Here is a 25,491-nt window from a genome sequence, read left to right as displayed (position 1 = left end):
TAATGAAATGTCCTTTAAATAATCCGCCATGGTCTACCATCTGGATCGTCGGGTGGTCAAGGGAGAGTGCGTGAGCGGTACCTCGTTGCTGCGAGTGATCAATTCGGTGGCGGTGTTGTCCGCGCTCCGCGCGTCCAGCCCGGCGACGCTGGCCGATCTGGCGGCAGGCACCGGCTTGTCCCGGCCGACCGTCGAAGCCGCCGTCGAGGACCTGATCGAGCAGGGCTGGGCCGCCGAGCTGGCGGCCGAGGCCGGCAAGCGGGTCGGGCGACCGGCCCGCCGGTACCTCTTCCGCGCGGACAGCGGGTACGTGCTGGGCTTCGACATCGGCGCACACCGGGTGCTCGGCGTGCTCGCCAACCTCAACGGCGACCAGGTCCACTCCCACGAGACCCAGGTGGACCCGCAGCTGGACGCCGACCGGCGGATCGCCGTTGTCCGTTCCGTCGCGACGAGATGCCTCACCCGAGCAGGGGTGGACCGGGCGTTGCTGATGGCCGCGGGTGTCAGCGTCCCCGGCATCGTCGCGCCGGACGGCACCGTGACCGTGTCAACCGTCCTGCCGGGCTGGGACGGCATCCCGCTCGCCCGCCGTCTGGCGAAGTCGTTCTCCTGCAAGGTCTTCGTGGACAACGACGCGAACGCGGCCGCGCTGGCGGAGCGGTGGCACGGCGTCGCGAAGGACGTCTCCGACCTGATCTACCTGTTGATCGGGCGGCGCATGGGCGCGGGGCTGGTCATCGGCGGGCGCGTGCACCGCGGTTTCGGTGGCGCCGCGGGCGAGATCGGCCTGCTGGACCCGAAGAAGTGGGAGCTGCGCCGGGAGCGGCTGCTCGGCCCCGCCACCCAGGAGTCGATCGCCGACCGGGACCACCAGGTGACCGAGCGGATCATCACCGAGGCTCGCGCGGGTTCGCCGGAAGCGGTGCGGGTCATCGACGAGTTCTGCGAGGTGCTCGCCCAGCACGCGTCCGCGATGAGCCTGACCATCGATCCGGAGATGATCGTCGTCGGTGGCGGTTTGGCGAGCGCGGCCGACCTCGTGCTTCCCCGCATCAGGCAGCACATGGACAGCGCCTGCATCCGGACGCCGGAGCTCGCGGCCTCGACCGTCGGCCACGAAGCCGTGGTCCTCGGCGCGGTCCGGCTGGCGCTGAACGCCGCGGACGAGGCACTGCGACAACAGGCCAGGAGAACCTTCCGCGAGGCCGCGAGGTGAGGTGGGTGCTCACTCCTTCGGACGGCGCTTTCTGCTTTCCAGGACCTTGAGCACGGCTTCAGCCCAGCAGATGTTCGCCTCTTCGTAGGCGCGCCCGCCCATCAGCGTGAGGTAGGGGCCGACCCGGTCCGCCTCGCGCAGGTACTCGTCCTCGTCGCGGCCGTCCAGAAGCTCCTCCCGGAGGCGTTCGTACCCGGCGAGCTTGTCGCGGGCCTGGTCCAACCGCGCGGACATGGCTCTGTGGACGGCTTCCACGTCTCCGGCGTCCACCGCTTGCAGTTTCACAACGAGGTCGTCGCGCATCGCCGTCGGCTTGGTCTGCCGCGCTGTGAAGGCGTGCAGCTCCGCGCGTCCAGCGCTGGTGAGGCTGAACACCCGCTTGTTCGGGCGCCGCTGCTGTTCGACCACGTGTCCCCGGACCAGGTCGGCCTGTTCCAGCTGGTCGAGCTCGCGGTAGAGCTGCTGGGGCGTGGCCGACCAGAAGTTGGCGACCGACACGTCGAAGCGCTTCGCCAGCTGGTAGCCGGAGGCGTCCCCCTCCAGCAGCGCGGCGAGCACGGCGTGACGCAGACCCATCTACCCGGCCTCCCCGAACAGAGCTACTGTAATCCGCACCTATTCAACTTGATGACTATGTGGGGAGCAAGCCGTGCACTCGTTCCGCGCCGCTGTCGAAGCCCAGGACATGGAGGCGGCCACCGCGCTGCTCTCCGCCGATGTCGTGTTCCACAGCCCCGTCGCATTCCAGCCCTACCGGGGCCGCGACGTCGTCGCGCCGATCCTCAAGGCGGTGGCGCGCGTGTTCGAGGACTTCCACTACGTGCGCGAGATCGGCGCGCCGGACTCGGCCGACCACGTGCTCGTCTTCCGCGCCCGCATCGGGGATCGTGAGATCGAGGGGGCTGACTTCCTGCACGTGGACGACACCGGCGCCATCGACCAGTTCACGGTGATGGTCCGCCCGCTGTCCGCCGCGCACGCGCTCGCCGCGGCGATGCAGGCCGAACTCGGGCGGCAGTGATGCCGCCCCTCGTCGACGAGCACGCGATCACCATCACCGCGGGCACCGGCACCGTGTGGCGCGCGCTGGGCGAAGCACTCGACCGGACGTTCTCGCCCATGGCGGTCTACACGCGGCTCATCGGCTGTACTGACCGCACCGCGTCCGGGCCGCGCCCACCGGTCGAGGGCTCGACTTTTCCCGGGTTCCGCGTCACCTCGGCGGTTCCGGGCACGGAGCTGGTGCTCCAGGGACGGCACCGTTTCTCGACCTATGCCCTCACCTTCCGCTTGGACCAGCTCGGCCCTGGGCGGTCGCGGCTGCGCGCCGAGAGCCGGGCCGCGTTCCCCGGCCCGCTCGGGCGCTGCTACCGATTCCTGGTCATCGGCACCGGCGGTCACGTCTTGGCAGTCCGCAGGCTGCTTTCCCGTGTCGCGGCGCGCGCCGAGCGGTGATCGCACGAAGAAGGCCCGCCTCGTGGGCGGGCCTTCTGTCGTGTGTCAGACGGTGCCGTAGTAGCCGGGGCTGCACCACGGGCTGCCGATGTACCAGGCGCCGGTGACGGCCCAGTGCCGCGGGTACGGCGAGTACTGCTGGAGATCGGTGATTCCCGGCCGGACGCAGACCTTGAAATCGCTGTCGATGATCCGGGAAACCTGGAGCATCACGGTCAGCCGTGGGTTCGACTCGCAGTGGTTGTACTTGCCGCTACCCATGTAACCGCAGCCCCGCGCTGCGGGCGCGGATTCGATGGCCTGTGCGGCCGGAGCCGCACCCCCGAGAACGGCGGCGGTCGCCACCAGCGCACCGATAGCACGCGCGATCTTCATCTTGTCTTCCTCGCATTCGAGTTGGGACCCTCAGGCCCCCTGACGGGGGCGGACGCTAACGCGACAGACCTCCGTAGGTGATCACTTCGGTGAAAGCCACCCCGATCAAGTGAATGGTGCTCGGCGAGACGACGCGCCGACACCGCGCTGGTCGTCATTACGCTGGGCGCGTGGTGGTGGAACGCGATGTGCTTTTGTACGACGGCCGGACGCTGCGGACGTACGACAACGGGAACACGGATGCGAGCGGTGGGCTGAATCTCGTCTGGCACCACGGCTCGCCGCAGACCGGCGCGCTGATCGAGCCGTTGTTGTCCGCAGCCGGTGAGCGGGGCATCCGCTTGGTGTCCTACGGCCGGCCTGGCTATGGGGGATCGACTCCGCTCCCGGGGCGGAACGTGGCGTCCGCGGCGTCCGACGTGGCTCAGCTCGCCGACGCGCTCGGCATCGACCGCTTCGCCGTGATGGGGGCTTCCGGTGGCGGGCCGCACGCCCTGGCGTGCGCGGCGGTGTTGCCCGGCAGGGTCACCGGCGTCGCGTGCTTGGCGGGAATCGCCCCGCACACCGAGGAGTTCGACTGGTTCGGCGGCATGGCCTCCGACGAAGCGCTGCGGGCGGCCCTTGAGGGACGCGCCGCGCGAGCGCGCCACGCGGAGTCGGAGGAGTTCGACCCGACGAGCTTCACCTCAGCCGACTGGGCGGCGCTGTCCGGTGCTTGGGGCTCCCTGGGGGCTGACGCCGAGCGCGCCGGTGCGGCCGGACCCGGTGGGCTGATCGACGACGATGTCGCCTTCGCCGCCCCTTGGGGGTTCGACCTGGAGGAGGTGGCCGCTCCCGTTCTTCTCGTACAGGGCGGTCAGGACCGCGTCGTGCCACCCGCGCACGCCGATTGGCAGCACCGGCACCTGCGGCAGTCGGAACTGTGGCTGCGCCCCGAAGACGGGCACATCTCGGTGCTCGACGCGATCCCGGCGGCGATGGACTGGCTCAAGGCCGCCGCGCGATGACTCATCTGGAATGACACCGTTCGGAGCACGGAGAGGCGACCCCAGCGGCGGCTGTGCCGCGCTCGGTGATCAACACAGAATGGGTGTGCGACCAGCCGGTGCTCACACGGCGCGTGGCACCGGTTCCAGAGAGCGGACGACGAGGCGAACACGCCCTGCCCGCATGCCACCGTCCACGCGAGACACCGGACTCGCCCCACGGCCGCGGCGGCCGTGGTCGGACAGGTGAGCAAGGGAAAGGCAAAGCATGAACGAAAAGGTCGGCATTGTGATCGCGACGGTCGCTCTCGCCTTCGTCGCGACGTCGACCGTGCCGGTGGTGGCGGGGGACATGAGCGCGGCTCCGGAGTCCAGCGCGCCGACCACTGACGCGTCCGGTGTCCATCTCGTCCGGAAGCACTTCGACAACGTCCCCCGGCTCCAGGAGGTGTCCCTGCCCTGTCCGGCGGGGGAGAAGGCCCTCGGCGGTGGCGCGCGCCTGGCCGGGCACGACCGGAGCTCCCTCCACCGCAGCGCTCCCGCTGACGGAGGTGGTGGCTGGGTCGCCTCCCACACGTCACCGGAGGCCGGCTCCAGCGCGACGATCATCGTCGACGTCATCTGCGCGAAGGTCACCTAGCCAGTCGCCCGCGCCTCCCCGCACCCCACTCCCGCACCCCCGCGCCTCCCCGCCTCCCCTCCCCGCACCCCTCCGCCTCCCCGCACCCCCGTGCTCCCCGCGCTCCCGCACCCCCGCGCTCCCGCACCCCCGCACCCCCGTGCGCGCAAGGGCCAGCTGGCGCGGCCAGGGTTTTCGCGTTTTGTCACCTTGATGCGAAATGGGAGCGCTCTTTCGCGCAAGAAGGTGACAAAACGCGAAATGAGGGGCACGTGGGGAGGCGCGCGTAGGTGGAGGGCGCAGGGTGGTGAGGTGGTCTCACCACGTGGAGGGCGCAGGGGGGTGAGGTGGTGTCGCCACGTGCGGGGCGCGGCCTAGGCGGTCGCCTCAGTGGTGGAGTGACCGCATCGGTGGGGTGAACGGGCTTCCGTTTCGTGCTCATGGCGGGGGTTTGGAGCGTTTCCCTGCTATGCGCACGAAACGGGGTTCGACGCCACGGAGTCGCCTGTGCTGTGTGCTTAATGAGTCATGGTGCGGCCACAGGGAGCGTTAGAGTCCCGGACGGCTCATTCGGCACACGGGGGTTGTTGTGGATGTGGAAGCAGTTGAGCGCGAGTCGGACGCCTTCCAGCGGCCGGTTTCGGTAGAGCAGATCGAGGCCATGTGCCGCCGCGCCTTCGGTGATCGCACACGGGTCGCCCGCATCGTCGAGATCGGCGTGGGCCACTACAACACCACGTACCGGATCGACATCGAGGGCCGTGATCCCGTCATCCTGCGGGTCGCTCCTGAGCGTGCGCAGCAGGCGCATTGGGACCGCGACGTGATGCGCAACGAGTACGCGGCCGCGCCGTACTTCGCGGCACTGGGCACCCTCGTGCCACAGAACCTGGCCGTGGACTTCACCCACCAGATCATCGGCCGCGACTACATGTTCCAGACACTGCTCCCCGGCGCACCCGCCTCCACGACCCTCGACGCTTATCCGCGCTCCCAGTGGCCGTCGTACTACCGCCAGCTCGGCACCATCACCCGGGCCGTCCACGAGGTCCGCGGCGATCGGTTCGGTCGCGTGGCCGGTCCTGGGTTCGACACCTGGAGCGAGGCGCTGAGCGACCAGTTCCGCGTCCTCGCCGCCGACTTCGACGACGCCGGGCTGGACTCCGGTGACGTGCACCGGGTCATCGACGCGGTCGGCACCCATCGTGCCGCGCTGGACGAGGTCACCGAGCCGCGGCTGCTCCACGGGGACCTGTGGACGTTGAACATCATGCTCGACCCTGACGCGGCCGAGCCCACCATCACCGGGGTGCTCGACTTCGACGTCGCGTGCTGGGGCGACCCGATGGCCGACTGGACCATCCACCGGGCGCGGCAACAGCCCGGCACCGAGGTGGCCGCGTTCTGGGAGACCTACGGTCGTCCGGCGACGGATGCGGCCAGTGCGGTGCGGGAGCTGTTCTACCAGGCGCGCAACCTCGTCGGCGTTCAACTGGACATCCACCGGCGAGGCATCGACATCAGCGAGGTTCCGCCCATCCACTGGGATGTCAGTGACGTGCTGGCCCGCCTCAGCGGGTGAGGCCCAGACGCGCGGCCAGGTAGGCGACGGAGTCGGTGATCAGCCCGCTCATGTCCGAGTGACCCTCGAAACCGTGCTCGGCGCCGGGCACGATCCGCAGTGTCGAGTCGGCACCGGCCTCGGTGAGCTTGGCGTGCATGCGCTGGCTCTGCGTCGCGGGCACGAGGGTGTCGGCGTCCCCGTGGACGAGCAGGCACGGGGGTGCGTCGGGGGGCACGTGCGTGATCGGGCTCGCCTGCGCGGCGCGCTCCGGCGTCGTCGAGGGCCAGCACCCGAGCCACGGCGAGTAGAAGTCCTCGTTGCCCAGGTCGGGCATCGTGGCGATGTCGGTGATCGGGTACCACGCGACGACGGCCTTGACGTGCGCGTTCGTCATCCCCGCCATCAGGGCCAGGTGCCCACCGGCGGAGTCGCCCCACGTGGCCAGCCGGTCCGGGTCGAAGCCGTACTCGTCGGCGTGGGTGCGGAGAAAGGCGATCGCCGCCGCGACATCCTCGCCCTGGGCCGGCCAGGTGGCCTCCCCGCTGAGCCGGTAGTCGATGGAGGCGCAGGCGATACCAGCCTCCGTCAGCGTGGTGAACACAGAGCCGCGGGGGAAGGTCCGGTGCAGCCAGCGGCGGTCGCCGGAGTGGAAGCTGCCGCCGTGGATCCAGACGACGAGGGGTGGGCGGTCGACTCCGTCCGGGAGGTACAGGTCCAGCAGGAGCGGCCGGAAACCGCGGATGACCGAGTACGTGACTTGATCACGGATCATCAGCGCATCGTAGGATCCGGCCGCACGTCAGGTCCCGAAGATCGCGGTTCGGCCCTGGGAGGAGTCGAACAGCGCCTCGTGGTCGTGTCCGATGCCCGGCACCACGACCATGTCGTGCCGCGCGGCCGGGGAGGACTTCCGGATGTGGGCGAAGTAGTTGCGGCCGCGCTCCAACCGGTGCCTGCCCTGAGCCTTCGCCGAACAGGAGTCGTCGATGCTGTGGTTCTGGTGGATGTCGTCCCCACCAAGGAGATAGGTCACCTCGCGGCCGGTGTACTGCTCGACGAGCCGTCCGGCGGGCAGCTCGCCCATGTAGCGGTTGAGGCGCTTGAGCCCGTACTTGTAGTCGTCGTACTTCGGGCAGGACGCCACGCCACCGCGGACCGGCCGATCGGCGGTGAAGTACAGGTACGAGGAGGGGTTCGCGGTGACGAAGTGGAATGTCGCGCCGCCCGGCTGCATGGTGACCCGGCCACCAGCGGCGTAGCGCTGGACGAACTGGCCACCGGCGGAGTGCCCGACCAGGGTCACCCGCGTCAGCTTCGGGAAGCGCGTCCTGTCCGCCAGCCTGGCCAGAACCTCGTCCATCGCGGCGAAGGAGCTGACCGCGCCGCGCGACACCGAGTCGCCGCCGTCCTTCCAGGAAGTCGCGTCGCCGTTGGTCCAGAAGGCGTCACCGCTGGCGGGCTTGTCCTCCGCGGTCTGGAACCGGGGCGCGATGATGACCGTGTCCCGCACACCGGCGTGCTCGGCGGACTTGACCACCGAGTCGAAGTACCCGCGCGCGTTGCGGCCAGTCCCGTGCACGACGACAACTGCTTGGGTCGCGTGTGCCGCGCCTTCAAGGGAATGGTTGTGGTAGTAGGGCAACCGCGCTCCCGACTTCAGCGTGAAGCGGTCGATCGTCGCGCTGGCACTCGCAGGCGACACGAGTCCGGTCGTGGCGACACCGACGATCGCGAGAACGCTCATCCAACGGCGAGTCATGCATACCCCGTTCCTCGAAAGGATTGCCGCCGCGAGGATAGGGACGCCGCCTCGGGACCGGTCCCAACCGTGTTCTCCGCCGAGCGCCGCCGTGAGCGCCCCGAGTCGCTCACGGCGGCAGGTGGCGAACCGGCAGGAGATGCCGAGTCCCGTCGCCGCGGAAGTCCACTATGGACACAGCGAAACCGTTGCTGTGTAGTGGGTCCGGGGCGCTGGTTTTCTCGGTCGCACCGGTTCCCGGGTCACTGCTCCGAGTAGAACCTCGCGACCGCGGCGGCGTGCTCGTCGGCGGTGACGTACCCGTCGCCGTCCTCGTCCAGGGACTGGAAGCTCTCAAGGGCTTCCAGCTGGTTCGATCCGAAGACCGTGTGCGAGATCATCCACTCGTTCAGCGACATCCTGCCGTCCTGGTCCGCGTCCCCGATCTCGAAGGCGAAGCGTGCCAACGGGATGGCGACGGCGTCGATGAACCCGGGGCGGTCGTGCGCGGCGACCCACTCCTCGCGGCTGACCGTCCTGTCGCCGTCGTCGTCGAGGTGTCCTATGAGGTCGTACCACAGTCTGTTCGCCCGGCTGGTGATCTCCCGCCATGCCGGCGAGCCCGGGACCACCCGGTGCGCACTGCACAGGGACTGCACTACGCCGTCGATGTCCGTCTGGTCGATCGTGCCGTCGCCGTCGACGTCGTACCGGTTGAACTCTCTGGTGAGCCGGTGCTGTTGCAGGCTTGTGGGCATCGGAATCCTCGCCTTGGCACTGTCGTCCCGCCCTGCGCGGGCCCGTTATCGGCTTACCGGCTCCGGGAACACGCCGTCACTGCGCCAAGCGGTGGCACTGCGTCCCCGGCCGCTCACTCATGGTGATCGTCCCGGTTCGGGGGTGGGAAACCCGGCGGAAGGAGTGTTCGGCCGGGCGGCTCGGGTCGCCCAGAGTGGCAGTCATCTGCCTATGCCCCAACGGGTTCCCAGATATCTGGGTACCAGGTGCCCGCGTTGTCAGCTCGTGCCGGGAACGGCGGTCGTCCAGTCCTTGTGATCCGGATCCGGTGTCGTGCCGAAGAGCGCGCACCGCGCCTTGTGGGCGGCGCGCCACCCGGCGTACCGGTGAGTGGCACTCGCGGAGTCCACGAGGTGGTAGCGGACGCGGGTGAGCACCACGCGGACCGCGAGGAGCGGACCGCCTTCGGTGTTGTCGAGCCTGCCGACCGGGAGCGACCCGGTGTCCACGTCGACCGTGAGCTGGTTCGGGGACTGGGGCGCTCCGCTGAGGTTCAGGAGCACGCCCTGGCTGATCGCGGGTGCGCACTCCGCGTGCAGCTCGTGCGAGTACTCGTCGAACCCGTAATCGAGGTCGCTGACGAACTCGTACCCGGCGCGCCCGTCGGCGAGCGGCTCGAAGTCCAGGCTGAACGACACGAAGTCGGGGAAGCAGTTGGCCACCGTGCCATAGCGCACCGAGACGCCGCGTACCGGCCGATGCGGGAACGTCTCCTCCACACCCGCGAATCGTAGGTGCTGATGGGCAGTCCCACGGCGCCGTCCTGCCGCTGCACCACTCCGCGCACCAGCAGCGGACGAGGATTCCCTTGGCGCACAACACGTCGGCCATGCCGTTCTCGTCCGCGACGTTGACGAAGACGACCCGCCCGCCGCGGATGAGCACCCGGGTCTCGCCGCCCGCCCGAGCCCGCGCCCAGGTCGTGTCCTGCACGTAACACCACCACCTCACCACCCCCCTTGGCGCCCTCCACCCCCTAGCGCCCTCCCCCCTTGGCGCCCTCCACCCCCTTGGCGCCCTCCACCCACGTGCCCCTCATTCCGCGTTTTGTCACCTTGATGCGCGAAAGAGCGCTCCCATTTCGCATCAAGGTGACAAAACGCGAAAACCTCGACCACGCCAGCCAGCCGACGCGGGCACGGGGGTACGGGGGTACCGGGGTACGGGGGCGGCGCCAGCTCGGGGGATCGGGACGGGCGCTAGCGGGTGGCCTGGTCGGTGATCACGTTCGCGGCCTGGGTCGGTGCCGCCCGCACGGCAGTCCTGGCGGCGGCCAGCGGTGACCGCGCCCACCGCCGCCGGAACCCGTCGTGATCGCCACCGGCTCGGCGCCCAGCCGCGCAGTCGTCCGGTCGATACGTCGGCAGAGTGTGATCTTGCTCGGACCGGGACCCTCCGTCGGAAGGTGGCCTGGCGCGGTGTGCGGCCTCCGATCAGGGGCAGCGTGTCGCAAGGACGCAGAACTCGTTGCCCTCCGGGTCGACGAGCACGACCCAGCTCTCTTCGCCTTGGCCGACGTCGGCGTGTCGAGCACCCAGGTCGAGCAGGCGACGGACCTCTTCGTCCTGCTCCCTGTCGGTTGGGTTGACGTCGATGTGGAGCCTGTTCTTGACGGTCTTGCCCTCGGGAACGCGCGCGAACGTCAACGTCGGTGGCACTGGGCCAGGGCGGTTCTTGCCTTCAGGCACCGCAGGGGAGCCGATCGTGACAATCTCGTCGTCCTCGTACTGCACCTCGTAGCCGAGGACGGAGCACCAGAACCGGGCGAGACCGCCGGGATCGGCGCAGTCGATCGCGAGCTCGGTGAACTTACTGGCCATGTCAGGCCCTCCCAGGCACGTAGCGAGTCCGCCAAAGGCCACACGCTAACCGCGGAACAGCGGGTCGGCGAAGTCACCCGAACATGTGTTCCGCGTGGGGGAGGGGTCAAACCGGCTGCTCGGTCAGGGACCTCTGTACGACCCGGAAGGTCACGTACTCCGCCGGGCGGATGATGGCCACCCCGACGTCGATGACCACCTTCGCGCTCTCGGCGGTGTTGTTGCTCTCGTCGCAGATGACCGAGAACGCGTCGTCCACCGTGCGCCCCTTCACCACGCCCGCGCGCCACTGGCCCGCCAGGAACGCGGTGGTGGTGTGGCGCAACGACGCCCACAGCCGGTGGTCGTTCGGCTCGAAAGCCGCCCAGCGGGTGCCGGCCCGGATCGACTCCCAGAGGTGGTTGGCGGTCCGGCGGACGTTCACGTAGCGCCAGGCGATGTCGCTCGACAGCGTGCGCGCGCCCCAGATCAGCGCGTCTCGCCCCGAGAAGCTGCGGAGGCAGTTCAGCCCGATGGCGTTGAGCGGACCCTGCTCGGCGTCGGTCAGCTTGCGCTCAAGGGAGACGACCGTGGTCAGGTTCTCGTTCGCGGGCGCCTTCTGCACGCCGCCCCGGGTGTCCGAACGCGCCCAGGCGCCTGCGACGTGACCCGTCGCGGGCGCCGCGCGTCCCGTGCCGCCGGAGGTGATCCACGGGTAGTAGAGGGTGAGGAACTGGGCCACGTGCTCGTCCAGTCCGAGCTCGGAGGGCACCTTCACGGCATCGGCGGGGGACAGTCCTCGATCGGTGTGGAGCACCGCCATGCGGTTGCCCAGGGCCGCGCAGTGCCGGGCGATCGCCCTGGCGACCACGGGAGCGTCCTCCGGTGAGCTCCACAGGTCCGGGGCGACCACGATCCGCACCTCGGGGATCACCTCCAGCTCGGCCAGCCCCGCGGTGTACCGCGCGACCCGACTGGACTCCCCGCCGACGCCGATGACGTAGGCGGACGTGCCGCCGTTGAGGAAGAACCCCCTAGCCGCGTCCGGGAGGTACGACGCACCGGTGTCGCTTGTGGACAGTGCGGCGAAGTCGTGCCAGCTGTGCAGCAACACCGGTTCGCCGAGCGGGACCTCGGCGAGGAACGCCGTCACCGACGTCGCGGCCGCCATGATCAACCGCGTACCGCCGAGCGCCTGGTGATCCCCGGTCCTCATGCGCGCTCCTCCACCAAGTCGGGATACCTGGTGATGATCTTGCTAGGCGCCGGGCGGCCCGCGCGTCGGCTGATCAGGGCCGCCGCCTCGGCCGAGGAGGTGGCCCGCCGAGCGGCTCCGGGTCACGCAAGGAGACGGCGACCGCGCCAAACGCGCCGAACGCGCGACGCGCACCGGCTTTTGCCGGGGGAGCGGGCCGGGGGATCACGGGGCGGGATCCGGCCGCCGCCGCGACGCGACCGCTCCGGCGGCCAGCACCAGCAGGCCGGCGGCGTCGATCCACGCCACCTTGGTGAGCTCCGCGTTCACCGGGGGGTTGGCCAGCGCCAGGACGAGGAAACCGCCCATGCTGACCGCGTTGGCGGTGATCGCGGCCGCGCGCGGTCCCGGGCGCAGCGCGGCGACGACCAGGGTCGTGCCCACGATGCCGAGCAGCAGCGCGCGATGGCGGAACAGGACCTCCATGTCGGGACCGGCGATCTCGACCCCGTAGGTGGAACGCGCGAACGCCACCGAGACCGCGCCGACGGCGGGAGCGGCGTTGATCAGCCCCGCCACCGCGAGAAGCGATCGCCCGACTCGTTCCAGTCGCATTCGGTGTCCTTTCCCTTCCTCGGCCTGACGTCTGCGATCATCGCCTCCGTGGACAACGGGGCGCTTCCAGAAACGTGCTGTCCCGCAGGGGAGGCGACGCTGTGGCTGTGGCCGGGGCACGCGCTCTACCTGGGCCCGTCGTTGCGGCTGGACACCCACTCCGGTTCCGTGCACTGCTTCGCACTCGGCGTCGACGCCCCGTTCGGCCTGCGCGCGGGGGAGACCGGTGAGCGCCGGGTCCGCAGCGCCCTGGTCACCGCGCGGACACCGCACCGGATCGTGGCCGAGCGCGGACGAATGCTGTTCTGCTACCTGGACCGGGCGGACGGGGTGCGGTCCAGGATGACCGAGCACCACTCGTCCATCCACTGTGGACATCGCGACGAGTCGTCGCTGATCCGGTACCTGGACCGGACACCGGTGCCGGATCCGTTGTGGCTGCTGGACTTCCTTCGCGGCGGCGCGGCCGGGCGGATCGACGAGCGGATCGTCGCGGCCATGCGTGCCATCCGCGCCGACCCCGCGGCCGAGCTCAGCGCCGCCCGGCTCGCGGCGGAGGCGAACCTGTCCACCTCGCGGTTCCTGCACCTGTTCTCGGCGAGCACCGAGACCAGCTTCCGGCGCTACCGGCTGTGGGCGCGGATGCTGCGCGTCGCCGAGTCGGTCCGCGAGGGACACAGCCTCACCAGGGCCTCCACGGACGCGGGGTTCGCCTCTCCCGGCCACTTCAGCGACACCTTCCACGCGATGTTCGGCCTCACCGCGACCGCCTTCTTCGCGGCGGGAGCCCGCATCGTCCCCCTGGACCGCCCGGCGGCGTCCTCCTGCTCGTAGATCCCCGCCCCACCACGCCGTGCCGTCCCCGGCCAGCATCGAGGAGGAACCGCGCAGCGCCACACGCGCACGTCACCTCGCGTTTTGTCACCTTGATGCGAGAAAGAGCGCTCCCATTTCGCATCAAGGTGACAAAACGCGAAAACCTTGGCCGCGCGAACGGGCTCGGGCGGTGTGCGGGAGAGCGGCTAGGCGTCGACGAGGTGGTTCAGGTCGGCCAGGCGGGAGAGACGGCGGTAGGAGTCGAGGACCCGGTCGCGGTCGAAGCCGTTGGTGGTCACCATGATCTCGTCGGCGGCCGTGCGGTGGACGAGCTTCTCCAGCGCTGACGCCACCTCCGGTGCGGTGCCGTGGATCTGGTCGCGCATGGCGCGCTCGAACAGCTCCTGCTCCCGCGCGGTCATGTCCGCGCCGAGCACGTCGTCGGGGTGCGCCAGCGGCGGGAACACGCCGTGGGTCTGCGAGTACGCCGTGGACCACGCCTCCGAGACCAGCAGCCGCCGCGCGTCCTCCGTGGTCTCCGCGACCGCGACCGTGGCGGACACCACCACGTACGGGGTGGGGGACCACGGCGACGGGCGGAACCGTTCGCGGTAGCGCTCGACCGAGCGCACGAGCTCGTCCTGGCCGCGCGCTCCCGCGATCACCAGCGGCAGCCCGAAGTCCGCCGCGGTGTCGGCGCCCGCGCCCGTGGCGAGCAGGAACGGCGGCACGCGCAGGCCCTCCGCCGGGTTGGCGTGGACACCGCCGCCGTTCTCCCCGGTGAAGTAGCCCAGGAGCTCGGCGAGGTGCTCGGGGAACCGCTCCGCGTCGGACTTGTCGCGGCCGAGGGCACGGCGGATGCCGGAGGTGAAGCCGACCGAGCGGCCCAGTCCCATGTCGACCCGGCCCGGGAACAGCGACTCCAGCACGCCGAACTGCTCCGCGACGACCAGGGGCTGGTGGTTGGGCAGCATCACGCCCCCGGTGCCGACCCGGATCCGCGAGGTCGCCGCGGCCACCGCGGAGGCGAGCACCGTCGGCGCCGACCCGGCGACGCCCGGCACGCTGTGGTGCTCGGCGACCCAGAAGCGGTGGTAGCCCAGCGCCTCCGCCTGCTTGGCGAAGCGGACGGTCGCGCGCAGCGCCTCGCCCGAGTCGCCACCCTGGCGCAGCAGCGAGCGGTCGAGCACGGAGATCCGGGAGGGAAGCGTCACCTCTGTCCCAACGCCTGGAACGCTCGGGGATTCCCGGGTTCGCCCTTGTCGAAAAACGGTGCCGTCCGCGCGCTCGTCGGGGTTGACTGTCAGACCTCGGTGTCATGATCCCGGCGGGTGTCAGCACCCGGTCCCGCACCACCCATCCCACACAGAGGAGAGCCGTGTCCGTCGCCAGCGCCACCCAACCGACAACAGCACCACAGGAGAACCCGTGGCGCAGCCTGGTGGTGATCGCGTTCGGCGTCATGATGGTGGCGCTGGACGGCACCATCGTCGCCGTCGCCAACCCGGCGATCGGCAACAGCCTCGGCGCCTCGCTCGCCGAGCTGCAGTGGGTCACCCACGGCTACCTGCTCGGCCTCGCGGTCTGCCTGATCACCGCCGGCAAGCTCGGCGACCGGTTCGGGCACCGGCGGCTCTACCTGGTCGGCGTCGCCGGGTTCACGCTCTCCTCGGTCGCCATCGGGCTGTCCGTCGGCACCGGCATGCTCATCGCCTTCCGGGTGGTGCAGGGCGCGTTCGGAGCGGCGCTGATGCCCGCCGCGCTCGGCATGCTCCGCGCGGCGTTCCCGGAGAACCTGCTCAACCGGGCGCTCGGGATGTTCTCCGGCCTGATCGGGGCGTCCGCCGCTGCCGGGCCGATCGTGGGCGGGCTGCTGGTCTCGGCGTTCAGCTGGCAGGCGGCGTTCTTCGTCAACCTGCCGGTCGGCGCGCTCGCGCTGGCCCTCGGCGTGAAGTACCTGCCCGCGAACCGGCCGACCGACTCCGCCTCCGCCTTCGACCTGCCCGGTGTCGCGCTGCTGACGCTGTCCACCTCCGGCATGGTGCTGGCGCTGGTGCTCGCCCCCGAGCACGGCTGGACCTCGTCGGCGACCCTGGTGCCAGGACTGGGCGGCCTGGTGGTCGGCGTGCTGTTCGTGCTGTGGCAGCTGCGCGCCCCGCAGCCGCTGATGCCGATGAGCATGTTCCGGTCGGTCCCGCTGTCCGTCGGCACCGTGGTGATGTTGATCATGGCGCTGGCGATGTTCGGCTCGATGTTCTTCCTGACCTTCTACGTGCAGGGCGTGCACGGCTTCACCGCGCTGGAGGCCGGGCTCCAGCTGCTGCCGCTGACCGCGCTGCTGGCCGTCGGCCCACCGCTGGCCAGCCGCCTGTTCGACCGGTTCGGCCTGCGCCTGCCGATCCTGGGCGGGCTGGTGTCCTCGGCGGTGGCGATGTTCGGCATGGCGACCCTGGGCACCGACGGCGGGACCGGGCTGCTGCCGCTGTGGCTGACGCTGCTCGGCGCCGGGCTCGGCGTCGTCATGGTCGGCGCGACCGACGCGGTCATCGGCAACGCGCCGGTGAGCCTGGCCGGGGTGGCCAGCGGCATGCAGCAGACGCTGCTCCAGTTCGGCGGCTCGCTGGGCACCGCGATCCTGGGTGCGCTGGTGTCCGGGCACGTCGGCGGGAACCTCGCCGAGGGGTTCACCGCCGAGGGCCTGCCGACGCCGACCGCCGAGCAGGTCGCGCAGTGGCAGACCGTGGTGGCCCAGGGCGGGGCGGTGGTCCCGCAGGGCACCGCGCCGCAGACGGCCGCCGCCATCACCCACGCCAGCAACGTCACCTTCGTCGGCGGCATGTCGCTGGCCTTCGTGGTGGCGGGTGTCGCGCTGACCGTGGCCGCGGCGATCTCGACGCTGCTGCGACGCGGTGCGTCGAGCGGGGAGCCGGTCGTCCATGTCTGAGCGGGCGCGCCAGCCAGAGGACCTCGGCAGGCTCTTCGTCGAGCGGGCCAACGCGGGCGACGTCGAGGGACTGGTCGCCCTCTACGAGCCGGACGCGGTGCTGGCCGTCCCCGGCGGCCAGGTCCAGGGTGCGGCGCTGATCCGCGAGTTCTACGCGAAGCTGCTCGCCGACGGGCCGCGGTTCGCCCCTGGCGAAGGACAACCCGCGCTGCGCAAGGGAAACCTCGCGCTGACCTCGACCCTGCTCCCCGGCGGCAACGCCACCGCCGAAGTGGCCCGGCGGCAGCCCGACGGCAGCTGGCGATGGGTGGTCGACCAGCCCACGGTGCTGCCGCCGGGCTGAGCGTCAGCTCGCGGTGGGGTGCGGGCGGACCGGGAGGTCGGTCCGCCTGCGCACGTCGAGCTTGCGGTAGGCGCGGGTGAGATGCTGCTCCACGGTGCTGACCGTGAGTAGAGCTTCCTGGCGATCTCCCGGTTGGTGTGCCCCATGGCCGCGATCCCCTCGCTCCGCGTCGCTGAGCGCGGTGAAGCCCTCGCCGCCGTCTTCGGTGCCCCCGGACCAGGTCAGCGCGAGCCGGGCGAGGAGCGACTCCGCCCGGCGCTCCTTGACCACGTGCCAGGCCCGCCGGACCGTCATCCTGGCGCGGTCGGAGTCGCCGATCGCGTGCGGCGCGTCTCCCAGCTCGGCCAGGGTGTGGGCGAGTTCCAGCTGGTCACCGCACCTGCTGAACGCCATCGGCAAGGGGCACGACATCGCCACCGGCCTCGGGTTCACGCTGCTGTGCGCCGTGACCACCGTGCTGGCGGCCACGGCGCGGCACCGCTGGGTCGAGGTGCCCGGCATGCGGCGGCGACCCCGAGGCAAAACACTACATAATTAGTGAAAGGTGGTAGCGTGGCGCCGCCGCCGGAACCCCGGCGGGTGGTCGGCGGTGTGGAGACGGTGTGGTGCGGCGGACGAACGGGCGGGGCCCGGCGATCCAGGCTGTGGGACTCGGCAAACGGTACCGGCGCGGCTGGGCGCTGCGTGACTGCACGGCGGAGGTGCCCGACGGCAGTGTGACCGCGCTCGTCGGGCCGAACGGTGCGGGCAAGTCCACGCTGATGAGCCTGGTCACCGGGCTGGCACGGCCGACGACCGGTGCGGTCGAGGTCTACGGCGCGCAGCCGACCGGCGCCGGGCTGGCCCCCGAGCTGGCCTTCCTCGGGCAGCACAAGCCGCTCTACCCGAGCCTCACGGTCGCGGAGACGCTGCGGCTGGGCGCGCGGATGAACCCGGGGTGGGACGCCGGCTACGCGGCCGGGCTCGTCACGGCGGCCGGGGTGCCGTTCGAGGCCAAGGTCGGCACGCTCTCCGGTGGCCAGCGCACCCGCGTCGCGCTGGCGCTCGTGCTCGGCAAACGTCCCCGCGTGCTGCTGCTCGACGAGCCGCTCGCGGACCTGGACCCGCTCGCCCGCGAGGACACCCTGGGCACGCTGCTGGCCGAGGCCAGGGGCCAGGGCATCACCGTGGTGCTGTCCTCGCACGTGCTCGCCGAGCTGGAGGGCGTCTGCGACCACCTGCTGCTGCTCGGCGGCGGGCGGGTCCTGCTCGCCGGGAACGTCGGCGACCTGGTCACCGAGCACCACGTGATCTCCGGTCCCGCCGCGGGGCCCGTGCCCGTGCCGAGCACCCCGCCGATCGCCGACCACGTCCGAGGTGACCAGCGCATCATGTTGATCAAGGGGACACCACCGCCCGCGCTGCCGGGATGGCGGCTCCAGCGACCGCGCCTGGACGTCCTGGCCCTGGCCTACATGCGCTCCTCCGACACGCGGGAGGTCGCCGCATGATCTGGGTCGCGTGGCGCCAGCAACGCGCCACCCTGGTGACGCTCGCGGTGGTCCTGCTCGGTGGCGTGGCCACCCTGGCACTGCTGAGATCCTGGTCCACGTCGCTGATCGAGCAGCATTCGCTGGCCAGCTGCGTGCTCGACACGAAGAACGCCGAGTGCGCTCGCCGGGCGAGCCTCTGGCGGGACGAGTACTACGAGCTGCTGAAGTACGCGCAGGTCGCGCTGGTGATCCTGCCCGTGCTGCTCGGGATGTTCTGCGGAGCGCCGTTGTTCGCTCGGGAGTTCGAACAGGGCACCCACGTGCTGGCGTTCACGCAGTCGGTGAGCCGCGCGCGGTGGATGGCCGTGAAGGTCGCGATGGCCATGCTCCCCGCGCTGCTGGTCGTGCTGGTCCTTCAGGCGTTCCTGAACGGATGGGCGGACTCCGCTGGCGACCTCGGACCGCGGACCGAAGGGCCGTACGCGTGGTCGCACTACGACACCACCGGCCTGATCCCGTTGGCGCACACGCTTTTCGCTTTCGGCGTCGGAGTGTTCGCCGGTATCGCCGGACGGCGGTCGCTGCTCGCCATGACGGTGACCCTCGGCATGTTCGCCGCCGTCCGGCTCGCGGTGCCGGCGATCCGGCCCATGCTGGCGGCGTCCGAGCGGCGCGTCGGGTCCTACGCCACCGGAGCGGACGTCCCGAAGCGCAGCCTCGTGGACTCCTACGGCTACATGGACAGTGCCGGACGGGTGGTGCCGGACGGCGAAGCGCTGTTCTCCCGGTGCATCCGGACCGAGCCGGACAAGGTGGCCGAGTGCATGGGGCGGTCCGGGGTCACCCAGGTCTTCACCGACTTCGTCGGCCCGGAGGCGGCGGGGACGGTCCAGCTCGTGGAGAGCGCGCTCTTCGCGGGCGTCGCCGTGGTGCTGCTCGCCGCGGGCGTGTGGTGGCTGCGCCGCCGGATCTGAGCCTTGGGATGATCACGGGCGTGGTGCGCGAGGATGTCCGGGAGGACCACCATCCCACTGTGAGGCAGCGATGACGAGCGAACCGGCCGCGCTGCGCGGCATCGGCCTGTCCAAGCGGTACCGAGGCCGGTTCGCCCTGCGGGACTGCGACTTCAGCGTGCCCGAGGGCAGGGTCGCGGCGCTCGTGGGACCGAACGGGGCGGGCAAGAGCACGTTGCTCGCCGTCGCGGCGGGACTGGTCCGGCCAACGACCGGGACCGTGTCGGTGCTGGACTCCGAGGTGCGGGGCAAGCTCCACCCGGACATGGCTTTCCTCGCCCAGCACCGGCCGCTCTACGGCAAGCTCACCGTCTCGGAGATGCTGCGCGCGGGCCGGGAGCTGAACGAGCGCTGGTCCTCCGCGCGAGCGGAGGAGGTCCTCGCGCTGCTGGCCGGCGTCGATCACGACGCGCGGATCGACACCCTCTCCGAGGGCGCCCGCACGCAGGTGGCGCTGGCCATCGCGCTGGCCCGGGGGCCGAGGGTGCTGTTGCTGGACGAACCGCTCTCCTCGCTGGACCCGCTGGCCAGGGACGAGATCCTGCGCATCCTGATGACCGAGGTCGCCGAGCGGGGCACCACCGTGGTGATGTCCTCGCACCTGCTCAACGACCTGCGGGACGTGTGCGACCACATCCTGTTGCTCGACCGGGGAAGGATCCAGCTCGCTGGCGACCTGGAGGACATCCTCGACGAACACCGGTTCCTGGTCGGCCCGGCCGCCGGGGAGGCCGAGGTCGGCGGCGACGTGGTGTGGCGCAGCAGCACCGACCGCCAGGCGACCCTGCTCGTGCGCGGTGAGCACGTGGTGCCGAGCGGCTGGGCGGCCGACCCCGTCGACATCGAGGCACTCGTGCTGGCGTACCTGCGCGCTTCCCGGGATCTCGCCCGCAGCACGGGGTAGTCCCGTGTGGTGACCATTGAGACGGCCGCGCACGGCATGACCCTCGGCGTCGAGGAGGAGTTCCTGCTCGTGGACGCCGACACCGGGCTGCCCTCCCCGGGCAGTGCCGTGGTGCTGGAGCACGCTCGGGCCCAGCCGCGCGCGGTTTCGGTGCAGACGGAGATGCTGAGCACCCAGGTCGAGTCGGCGACCGCTGTGTGCACCGGGCTCGACGAGCTGCACGGCCAGCTCAGCGAGGGCCGTGCGCTGCTCGCGGCCGCGGCGCGGGCGAACGGGATGCGGTTGCTGTCCACCGGAACCCCGGTGCTGCGGGACGGAGCGCCCCCGCCGACGGACGGCGAACGGTTCGCCTCGATCATCGGCGCCTACGCCGAGGTCGCCGCGCACTACCAGGTCAGCGGCTGTCACGTGCACGTGGGCGTTCCGGACCGCGACACCGCCATTGCGGTGATCAACCACCTGCGGCCGTGGTTGCCCACGTTGCTCGCGCTCTCCGCCAACTCGATCTTCAGCGAGGGCCGGGACTCCGGCTACGCCAGCTGGCGGGTGCTGGAGCAGAGCCGGTTCCCCGGCTGGGGGGTGACTCCGTGGTTCGCCTCGGCGCGGGACTACGACGACGAGGTCGGCAGGCTCATCGCCTGCGGGGCGGTGATGGACGAGGCGATGAGCTTCTGGCTGGCCCGGCCCTCGCCGCACCTGCCGACCGTGGAGGTCCGGGTGGCGGACGCGGTGCCGACGGCCGAGGACGCCGTGCTCCAGGCAGCGCTGACCAGGGCGCTCGTGCTGACCGCGCTGTCTGATCTCGACGGCGGCCGGGAGGCGGGACGGGTCGGTGACCAGGTCACGGCGGCGGCGGTGTGGTCGGCCGCGCGCCATGGCCTGCGTGGTGCGGCGGTGCACCCGTTCCGGATGCGCCGGGTGCCCGCGACGGTCATGGTGGCTGAGCTGTTCAAACACGTGCGGCCCGCCCTGGAGGAGACCGGTGACCTGAGGCGGGTGGAGCGGTCGCTGAAGGCCGTGGTGCGGGACGGCAGCGGAGCCGACCGGCAGCGTGCTGCCGCGGCGAAGGGGCCGCACGCCGTCATCGCGATGCTCGCGGACGAGCTGTTGCGGCAGCGGACTGATCTGGCTGATCGGGGGTAGCCAGAGCGGGTCACGCCCCCCGACGGAGCGGAGCTGCCCATGCCTGCCCCAGCCGTTGCCGAAGCCGGCACCCTGCCCAACCCGGTCGGCCCGCTCAGCGAGACGGTGCTCGCCGCGCTGGGCACTCCGCCTTCCGGCCGGTCGTGGCCGGTGTTCCCGCAGGAGGCCGCCGATCCCTACGGACTCGACCTGCACCTGGCGCTGCACGTCTGCTACGAGCTGCACTACCGCGGGTTCCACGGCGTGAACCCGGAGTGGGAGTGGAATCCCGAGCTGCTCAGGTTCCGGGGAGCGTTGGAGTACACGTTCCTCACCGCGTTGCGGACCGACGTGCCCGGCGGGAACGACGTCTCCGAGGCGGTGGGCCCCTTGCTCGTCGAGCCGGACGACGGCGACGGGCTCTCCCGCTTCCTGCGCGACAAGGGGGAGTGGTGGCAGATGCGGGAGTACTTCGCACACCGCTCGATCTACCACCTGAAGGAGGCCGATCCGCACGCCTGGGTGCTGCCGCGCCTCACCGGGAAGGCGAAAGCCGCGTTGGTCGCGGTCGAGTTCGACGAGTTCGGCGGCGGGCGCGCGGATCGCATGCACTCCAAGCTCTTCGCCGACCTGCTCGACGGCGCGGGCCTGGACTCCAGCTACCTCGGCTACCTCGACGCCGTGCCCGCGCCCGCGCTGGCTGTGGTGAACATGATGTCGATGTTCGGGCTGCACCGAGCGTTGCGTGGCGCGCTCGTCGGCCACTTCGCGGCAGCGGAGATCACCACCGCGCCTGCGGCGAAACGGATGGTGGCGGCGCTGCGGCGGTTGGCGGCCGATCCCGCGTGTGTGCGCTTCTACGCCGAGCACGTCGAAGCGGACGCGGTGCATGAGCAGGTGCTGCGCCATGACGTGCTCGACGACCTGCTTCAGCGCGAACCGCACCTCGCGGCCGATGTGGTCTTCGGCGTCCAAGCCACCGAGCTGGTGGAGAGCCGCCTCGCCGAGCACCTGATGACGAACTGGGCACAGGCGCGGACCTCACTGCTGCGCCCGCTGCCCTGACCGGGACCGCGGGCGGTGGCTTGTGTCGCACAGGGGATAGCTCCGACTGCGGCGACACAGGCACAGTGCGACCTGGAAGCGGTCGCACAGCGTGAAAGCACCGTCGGCGCCAACAAGCTCCACGGGGCCTTCGATCATCAGCGGCCCACCGGGAACCACGCGGACGCGGCGGGGGCGCTCACCGGGGTCGGTCGGCACGGATCACCACCAGTTCCTCGTCGCGTTGGCCGGGCTCGATCAGTCCCTGTCGCTCCAGCCAGTCCGAGCGACCGCGCATCACCGGGCCGAACGGGCAACGCTGCCTGGCGATCACGGCGGCTTTGAGCCCGGAGTTCCGCAGCCGACGGAGCGTCGTCTCCGTCCCGCAGAGCGCGGAGTGCACCATGAGCATCATTCCCTTGGGGGACAACAACCCCGGGGCGCGGTCGCACAAGGGGTCGATCAGCGCCCGCCCGTCATCCCCGGCATCCCACGCGCGGGCGCTGTCGTGCCGCCCGGGGGCTCCGTGTCCACAAGGGACGTACGGGGGATTGGCGAGGACCACGTCGAAGTGCCTGCCGCGCAGGGACTTCCTGAAGTCGCCACGACGAACCCGGACCGGTCGGCCGCGGAGCCGTGTGTTGACGAACGCCATCGCCACCGCCCGCCAGGACACGTCGATCGCGGTCACCTCCGCGGCCCCGGCGTCCGCGGCGGCCTGTGCCAGAGCGCCCGAGCCGGTGCCGACGTCCAGCACGTGGGCGCCTGGCGGCAGCGGCGCGCCGAGCATCGCGTCGACGAGCAACGCCGTGTCCTGCTGGGGGCGGTAGACACCCAGTGCTCCCGGAAGCCACACAACGGTTCTGTACCTCCAGCGCGGCTGGGCAAACGCCGGAGGCACAACGCCGGGTTCACCGGGACTTTCGTCTCTGGTCGGGACGTGGCGGCGAGACCAGCCTCGGTGGTGGAGGTGAGCGATATGTCGGACACGCAGTCCAAGCCCTGGACCCGCGTCCAGGACTGGGTAATCCTGGTGGCAGGCGCCTATCTGGTGCTCGCCACCCTCTGGGTCGACGCCGGGGTGCGGGGCTCGTGGAGCATAGTGGTGATCGGGCTGGCGATCGTGGTGATGGCCCTTCTCGCCCTCGCCCAGCCGGGTTCCTACATCGACGAGTGGATGATGGCGGTCGCCGGTGTGGTCGCGATCGTCGCCCCGTGGCTGTTCGCCTACACCGAGCACCCCTCGGCCGCGTGGACCTCGTGGATAGCGGGTGCCGTCGTGGTGGGGTTCGCGCTGGGTGCCCTGTCCGCGAGCCGGGAGGAGAACCGGCGGCAGCACCGGGCAGTCTGAGGCGGGGACGGGGCCGTCATGGAGGTCACCTGTCGGCGAGCTCCTGGAGCATTCGCCGAGCGGGCACGACCATGCCCGCGGACCCGGGCGGCCCCGCCTCGGTCAGTTCCGCCAGTAGCTCCTCGCAGCGCTGCCGGATCTCGTCGAACCTCAAGTCGTGGTGCTCCACCGACACCCGCAGCCGCACCATGCCGGCGAACCCGCTCAGGAGCTCGGAGAGCGTCCGACGTGAACAGCGATCCGGGTAGGAGACGGGGTCCTCGGCGCTCGCGGCTGCCTTGAGCACCTCCGCGATCTGGTGCAGATGTGGCCAGCTCACCCGCAGGCTTCCCAGCAGCCGCAGGTGGTGTTCAGCGGGACCGTGCCGGATGATGCTCTCTCGACGGGCGTTGAGCCGTCTGCTCCTGCGGCTGTGTTCCACGGCGCGTTCGGCTTTGCGGACGAGCTCCGCCGAACCCCGCGCGCGCCGCGTCCAGTCCGGTGGGTCCTCCGAGGGCGTCTCGCGCCGCAGCTCCCGCGCGATCTCGGCGAGCAGGTCGGCGAACTGGGTGGCCAGGCGTTCCGAGGACTCCCTGGCCGGTCTGGCGTAGAACGGTGGGAACACCAGCACGTTCACGATCGTGCCGACTCCCAGTCCCAGCGCGGTCTCCACCAGCCGGTCGCCGAGCATCGCCGGGTCGCTTCCCGTTCCCCACGCCAGGATCAGCAGCGCCGTGAGTCCGACCCACTGGCCGCTCTCCCCGTAGATCCGCGACCGCCCGACGAGCAGTCCTACCAGGACCGCGACCCCGATTTCGAGAGTGCGCCACGGCAGGACCAGCTCGGCGACGGCGGCGACCAGTACCGCGGAGGTCACCGAGGCGATCTGGTGCAGTGAGCTCCACAGTGTCGCGGTGACGGTGAACTCGACGGCGAACACCGCGGCGTACGGTGCGAGATGGGCTTGCGGAAGCCCCAAGAACGTGCTCGAAACCAGCCAGGCGACCATCGCGGCGAGGGCGGCTTTGACCGCCTGCACCAGTACGAGCCGTTCGTTTCCCGGTGTGCCGAAAGCGCGTTTGAGCCACCGGTACGGTGCCGCGACCCGCTGCGCCCTCATCCCGGCGAGAGCTTCCTCCAGTCCGTTGTGGACAGTTCGGAGCTCGCCTGCGGTCCCATCAGCAACATGCCGCCGTCGACGAGGTAGGAGGCCCCGGTGATGTACCCGGCCGCCGGTGTGGCGAGGAAGGCCACGACGGCGGCGACCTCGTGGGCGTGCCCGGGCCTGCCCAGGGGCACGCCCGGCCTGGACTCGGTGCGGGGGTTGACGTCCTCCTGACCGGTCATGGGCGTCGAGATCTCACCGGGCGCGACGGAGTTGACGGTGATGTCGTGCTCGGCGAGCTCCAGGGCGAGGACCTTCGTCAGCATGCCGAGCCCGGCCTTGGCCGCGCAGTACGGTGCCGCGCCGACACGCGGGGCGTGCTCGTGCACGCTGGTGATGTTGATGATCCGGCCGCCCCTGCCCGCCTCGATCATGCGTCGCGCCGCGCGCTGGGCGCACAGGAAGGCGCCGTCCAGGTCGACGGAGACCACGCCGCGCCAGGTGTCGTAGGCCATGCCGATCACTGGTTCGGACGAGCCGGTGCCCGCGCAGTTCACCAGGATGTCGATCCCGCCGAGCTCGTCGGCGAGCTCGTCGATCGCGGTGACCGAGCCGGGCAGGCCGGTGAGGTCAAGCCGCCGCACCACCGCCTTCGCCCCGCAGCCGGTCACGTCGGTCGCGGTGTTCTCCGCGCCGCCGGCGTCCCGGTGGTAGGTGATGCCGACGTCCACTCCGGCAGCGGCCAGGGTGACCGCGACGGCTCTGCCGATCCCGGAGTCCGATCCGGTCACGACGGCGGTGCGCGGCCGGTCGAGCTGTTCGTGGGGCAGCGGTGCGGAGTGGAAGGAGTCCATGCCCCCTGCGTACCCAGTTCCGCCGCCGTCATCCCGACGGCTCCGGTCAGCTCGCCCGGCCGCGGCGTTCCCGATCGCTTTCCACCCCGTCAGCTGTCCCGAGTGGACGGCGACCGTCCATAGCAGACGCCTCATCACGTTCGGTGCCACTCTTAGGCATTTCCCGCTGGGCCGCTTGGCT

General features: G+C 70.9%; 30 protein-coding genes. 15 read left to right on the top strand and 15 right to left on the bottom strand.

The window, feature by feature from the left end:
* Positions 1 to 70: 70 nt before the first annotated feature.
* Positions 71 to 1,219 carry an ROK family transcriptional regulator gene (locus ACFFQA_RS09375; protein ID WP_377851314.1) on the top strand — a complete coding sequence of 383 codons (1,149 nt, stop codon included), beginning with the start codon at positions 71 to 73 and terminating at the stop codon, positions 1,217 to 1,219.
* 9 nt (positions 1,220 to 1,228) lie between these two features.
* Here ACFFQA_RS09375 and ACFFQA_RS09370 read toward each other — a convergent pair whose 3' ends face one another.
* Positions 1,229 to 1,795 (bottom strand): PadR family transcriptional regulator, encoded by a 567-nt coding sequence (locus ACFFQA_RS09370; protein ID WP_377851313.1) that lies wholly within the window; start codon positions 1,793 to 1,795, stop codon positions 1,229 to 1,231.
* Positions 1,796 to 1,868: 73 nt separating this feature from the next.
* Between ACFFQA_RS09370 and ACFFQA_RS09365 the strand changes: the two genes are divergently transcribed.
* Positions 1,869 to 2,240: a nuclear transport factor 2 family protein gene (locus tag ACFFQA_RS09365; RefSeq protein WP_377851312.1), complete on the top strand. Its 372-nt coding sequence runs from the start codon at positions 1,869 to 1,871 to the stop codon at positions 2,238 to 2,240.
* Entirely contained in the window at positions 2,240 to 2,674 is a 435-nt protein-coding gene (locus ACFFQA_RS09360; protein WP_377851311.1) for a hypothetical protein, read from the top strand. Before ACFFQA_RS09365 ends, ACFFQA_RS09360 begins: the two co-directional genes overlap by 1 nt.
* A gap of 45 nt (positions 2,675 to 2,719) precedes the next feature.
* On the opposite strand, the gene ACFFQA_RS09355 is transcribed toward ACFFQA_RS09360, so the two are convergent.
* Complete coding sequence (locus tag ACFFQA_RS09355) at positions 2,720 to 3,049, bottom strand: DUF6355 family natural product biosynthesis protein (RefSeq protein ID WP_377851310.1); 330 nt, start codon at positions 3,047 to 3,049, stop codon at positions 2,720 to 2,722.
* 170 nt (positions 3,050 to 3,219) lie between these two features.
* On the opposite strand from ACFFQA_RS09355, the gene ACFFQA_RS09350 reads away from it, so the two are divergent.
* The 3 genes from ACFFQA_RS09350 to ACFFQA_RS09340 all read left to right on the top strand — a co-directional run bounded on the left by ACFFQA_RS09350 (position 3,220) and on the right by ACFFQA_RS09340 (position 6,236).
* Positions 3,220 to 4,056 (top strand): alpha/beta fold hydrolase, encoded by an 837-nt coding sequence (locus tag ACFFQA_RS09350; protein WP_377851309.1) that lies wholly within the window; start codon positions 3,220 to 3,222, stop codon positions 4,054 to 4,056.
* Positions 4,057 to 4,303: 247 nt separating this feature from the next.
* Positions 4,304 to 4,675, top strand: a complete 372-nt coding sequence (locus tag ACFFQA_RS09345) for a hypothetical protein (protein WP_377851307.1) — start codon at positions 4,304 to 4,306, stop codon at positions 4,673 to 4,675.
* Between the two features lie 574 nt (positions 4,676 to 5,249).
* Positions 5,250 to 6,236 carry a phosphotransferase family protein gene (locus ACFFQA_RS09340; protein ID WP_377851306.1) on the top strand — a complete coding sequence of 329 codons (987 nt, stop codon included), beginning with the start codon at positions 5,250 to 5,252 and terminating at the stop codon, positions 6,234 to 6,236.
* On the opposite strand, the gene ACFFQA_RS09335 is transcribed toward ACFFQA_RS09340, so the two are convergent.
* The 7 genes from ACFFQA_RS09335 to ACFFQA_RS09305 form a co-directional block, all read right to left on the bottom strand.
* Positions 6,226 to 6,990: an alpha/beta hydrolase fold domain-containing protein gene (locus ACFFQA_RS09335; protein ID WP_377851305.1), complete on the bottom strand. Its 765-nt coding sequence runs from the start codon at positions 6,988 to 6,990 to the stop codon at positions 6,226 to 6,228. The two genes, ACFFQA_RS09340 and ACFFQA_RS09335, sit on opposite strands and share 11 nt — an antisense overlap.
* A gap of 27 nt (positions 6,991 to 7,017) precedes the next feature.
* Positions 7,018 to 7,977, bottom strand: coding sequence for an alpha/beta fold hydrolase (locus tag ACFFQA_RS09330; RefSeq protein WP_377851304.1), 960 nt, complete (start codon positions 7,975 to 7,977; stop codon positions 7,018 to 7,020).
* Between the two features lie 242 nt (positions 7,978 to 8,219).
* Positions 8,220 to 8,714 (bottom strand): EF-hand domain-containing protein, encoded by a 495-nt coding sequence (locus ACFFQA_RS09325; RefSeq protein WP_377851303.1) that lies wholly within the window; start codon positions 8,712 to 8,714, stop codon positions 8,220 to 8,222.
* A gap of 258 nt (positions 8,715 to 8,972) precedes the next feature.
* Positions 8,973 to 9,473 carry a hypothetical protein gene (locus ACFFQA_RS09320; RefSeq protein WP_377851302.1) on the bottom strand — a complete coding sequence of 167 codons (501 nt, stop codon included), beginning with the start codon at positions 9,471 to 9,473 and terminating at the stop codon, positions 8,973 to 8,975.
* A gap of 714 nt (positions 9,474 to 10,187) precedes the next feature.
* Entirely contained in the window at positions 10,188 to 10,574 is a 387-nt protein-coding gene (locus ACFFQA_RS09315; protein ID WP_377851301.1) for a VOC family protein, read from the bottom strand.
* A gap of 106 nt (positions 10,575 to 10,680) precedes the next feature.
* Positions 10,681 to 11,769: a phage tail sheath family protein gene (locus ACFFQA_RS09310; protein ID WP_377851300.1), complete on the bottom strand. Its 1,089-nt coding sequence runs from the start codon at positions 11,767 to 11,769 to the stop codon at positions 10,681 to 10,683.
* A 204-nt stretch (positions 11,770 to 11,973) separates the two neighbouring features.
* Complete coding sequence (locus tag ACFFQA_RS09305; protein ID WP_377851299.1) at positions 11,974 to 12,363, bottom strand: hypothetical protein; 390 nt, start codon at positions 12,361 to 12,363, stop codon at positions 11,974 to 11,976.
* Between the two features lie 3 nt (positions 12,364 to 12,366).
* Here ACFFQA_RS09305 and ACFFQA_RS09300 point away from each other — a divergent pair, with 3 nt between their 5' ends.
* The gene (locus ACFFQA_RS09300) at positions 12,367 to 13,197 is read left to right on the top strand and encodes an AraC family transcriptional regulator (protein WP_377851298.1); all 831 of its coding nucleotides are present in this window, start codon (positions 12,367 to 12,369) and stop codon (positions 13,195 to 13,197) included.
* Between the two features lie 188 nt (positions 13,198 to 13,385).
* Here the strand turns inward: ACFFQA_RS09300 and ACFFQA_RS09295 are convergent, their stop codons facing one another.
* Entirely contained in the window at positions 13,386 to 14,393 is a 1,008-nt protein-coding gene (locus ACFFQA_RS09295) for an LLM class flavin-dependent oxidoreductase (RefSeq protein WP_377851297.1), read from the bottom strand.
* Positions 14,394 to 14,557: 164 nt separating this feature from the next.
* On the opposite strand from ACFFQA_RS09295, the gene ACFFQA_RS09290 reads away from it, so the two are divergent.
* Both ACFFQA_RS09290 and ACFFQA_RS09285 read left to right on the top strand, forming a co-directional pair.
* A complete protein-coding gene (locus ACFFQA_RS09290; RefSeq protein WP_377851296.1) occupies positions 14,558 to 16,123 on the top strand; it encodes an MFS transporter in 1,566 nt (521 codons plus the stop codon).
* Positions 16,116 to 16,466 (top strand): YybH family protein, encoded by a 351-nt coding sequence (locus tag ACFFQA_RS09285; protein WP_377851295.1) that lies wholly within the window; start codon positions 16,116 to 16,118, stop codon positions 16,464 to 16,466. Before ACFFQA_RS09290 ends, ACFFQA_RS09285 begins: the two co-directional genes overlap by 8 nt.
* Positions 16,467 to 16,469: 3 nt before the next feature.
* Here ACFFQA_RS09285 and ACFFQA_RS09280 read toward each other — a convergent pair whose 3' ends face one another.
* Complete coding sequence (locus ACFFQA_RS09280; protein WP_377851294.1) at positions 16,470 to 16,967, bottom strand: hypothetical protein; 498 nt, start codon at positions 16,965 to 16,967, stop codon at positions 16,470 to 16,472.
* 101 nt (positions 16,968 to 17,068) lie between these two features.
* On the opposite strand from ACFFQA_RS09280, the gene ACFFQA_RS09275 reads away from it, so the two are divergent.
* The 5 genes from ACFFQA_RS09275 to ACFFQA_RS09255 all read left to right on the top strand — a co-directional run bounded on the left by ACFFQA_RS09275 (position 17,069) and on the right by ACFFQA_RS09255 (position 22,042).
* Positions 17,069 to 17,956, top strand: coding sequence for an ABC transporter ATP-binding protein (locus ACFFQA_RS09275; protein ID WP_377851293.1), 888 nt, complete (start codon positions 17,069 to 17,071; stop codon positions 17,954 to 17,956).
* Entirely contained in the window at positions 17,953 to 18,912 is a 960-nt protein-coding gene (locus ACFFQA_RS09270; RefSeq protein WP_377851292.1) for an ABC-2 membrane transporter-related protein, read from the top strand. The genes ACFFQA_RS09275 and ACFFQA_RS09270 overlap by 4 nt, the downstream gene beginning before the upstream one ends.
* A 70-nt stretch (positions 18,913 to 18,982) precedes the next feature.
* Complete coding sequence (locus ACFFQA_RS09265) at positions 18,983 to 19,855, top strand: ABC transporter ATP-binding protein (RefSeq protein WP_377851291.1); 873 nt, start codon at positions 18,983 to 18,985, stop codon at positions 19,853 to 19,855.
* Positions 19,856 to 19,891: 36 nt separating this feature from the next.
* Positions 19,892 to 20,998: a carboxylate-amine ligase gene (locus ACFFQA_RS09260; protein WP_377851347.1), complete on the top strand. Its 1,107-nt coding sequence runs from the start codon at positions 19,892 to 19,894 to the stop codon at positions 20,996 to 20,998.
* 39 nt (positions 20,999 to 21,037) lie between these two features.
* Positions 21,038 to 22,042, top strand: coding sequence for an iron-containing redox enzyme family protein (locus tag ACFFQA_RS09255; RefSeq protein WP_377851290.1), 1,005 nt, complete (start codon positions 21,038 to 21,040; stop codon positions 22,040 to 22,042).
* Here the strand turns inward: ACFFQA_RS09255 and ACFFQA_RS09250 are convergent.
* Both ACFFQA_RS09250 and ACFFQA_RS09245 read right to left on the bottom strand, forming a co-directional pair.
* On the bottom strand, positions 22,019 to 22,180 hold the full coding sequence (locus ACFFQA_RS09250; protein WP_377851345.1) for a CDGSH iron-sulfur domain-containing protein: 162 nt from the start codon (positions 22,178 to 22,180) through the stop codon (positions 22,019 to 22,021). The two genes, ACFFQA_RS09255 and ACFFQA_RS09250, sit on opposite strands and share 24 nt — an antisense overlap.
* Before the next feature lie 40 nt (positions 22,181 to 22,220).
* Positions 22,221 to 22,877, bottom strand: coding sequence for a HemK2/MTQ2 family protein methyltransferase (locus ACFFQA_RS09245; protein ID WP_377851288.1), 657 nt, complete (start codon positions 22,875 to 22,877; stop codon positions 22,221 to 22,223).
* Positions 22,878 to 23,000: 123 nt separating this feature from the next.
* Here ACFFQA_RS09245 and ACFFQA_RS09240 point away from each other — a divergent pair, with 123 nt between their 5' ends.
* A complete protein-coding gene (locus ACFFQA_RS09240) occupies positions 23,001 to 23,372 on the top strand; it encodes an SPW repeat domain-containing protein (RefSeq protein ID WP_377851286.1) in 372 nt (123 codons plus the stop codon).
* Positions 23,373 to 23,397: 25 nt separating this feature from the next.
* Here ACFFQA_RS09240 and ACFFQA_RS09235 read toward each other — a convergent pair whose 3' ends face one another.
* Entirely contained in the window at positions 23,398 to 24,471 is a 1,074-nt protein-coding gene (locus tag ACFFQA_RS09235; RefSeq protein ID WP_377851285.1) for an FUSC family protein, read from the bottom strand.
* Positions 24,468 to 25,310 (bottom strand): SDR family oxidoreductase, encoded by an 843-nt coding sequence (locus tag ACFFQA_RS09230; RefSeq protein WP_377851284.1) that lies wholly within the window; start codon positions 25,308 to 25,310, stop codon positions 24,468 to 24,470. Before ACFFQA_RS09230 ends, ACFFQA_RS09235 begins: the two co-directional genes overlap by 4 nt.
* Positions 25,311 to 25,491: the final 181 nt, after the last annotated feature.

This window comes from Allokutzneria oryzae (assembly GCF_042429765.1).
GTDB classification, from domain to species: Bacteria; Actinomycetota; Actinomycetes; order Mycobacteriales; family Pseudonocardiaceae; genus Allokutzneria; species Allokutzneria oryzae.
This window is presented reverse-complemented; position numbering and strand designations above follow the sequence as displayed.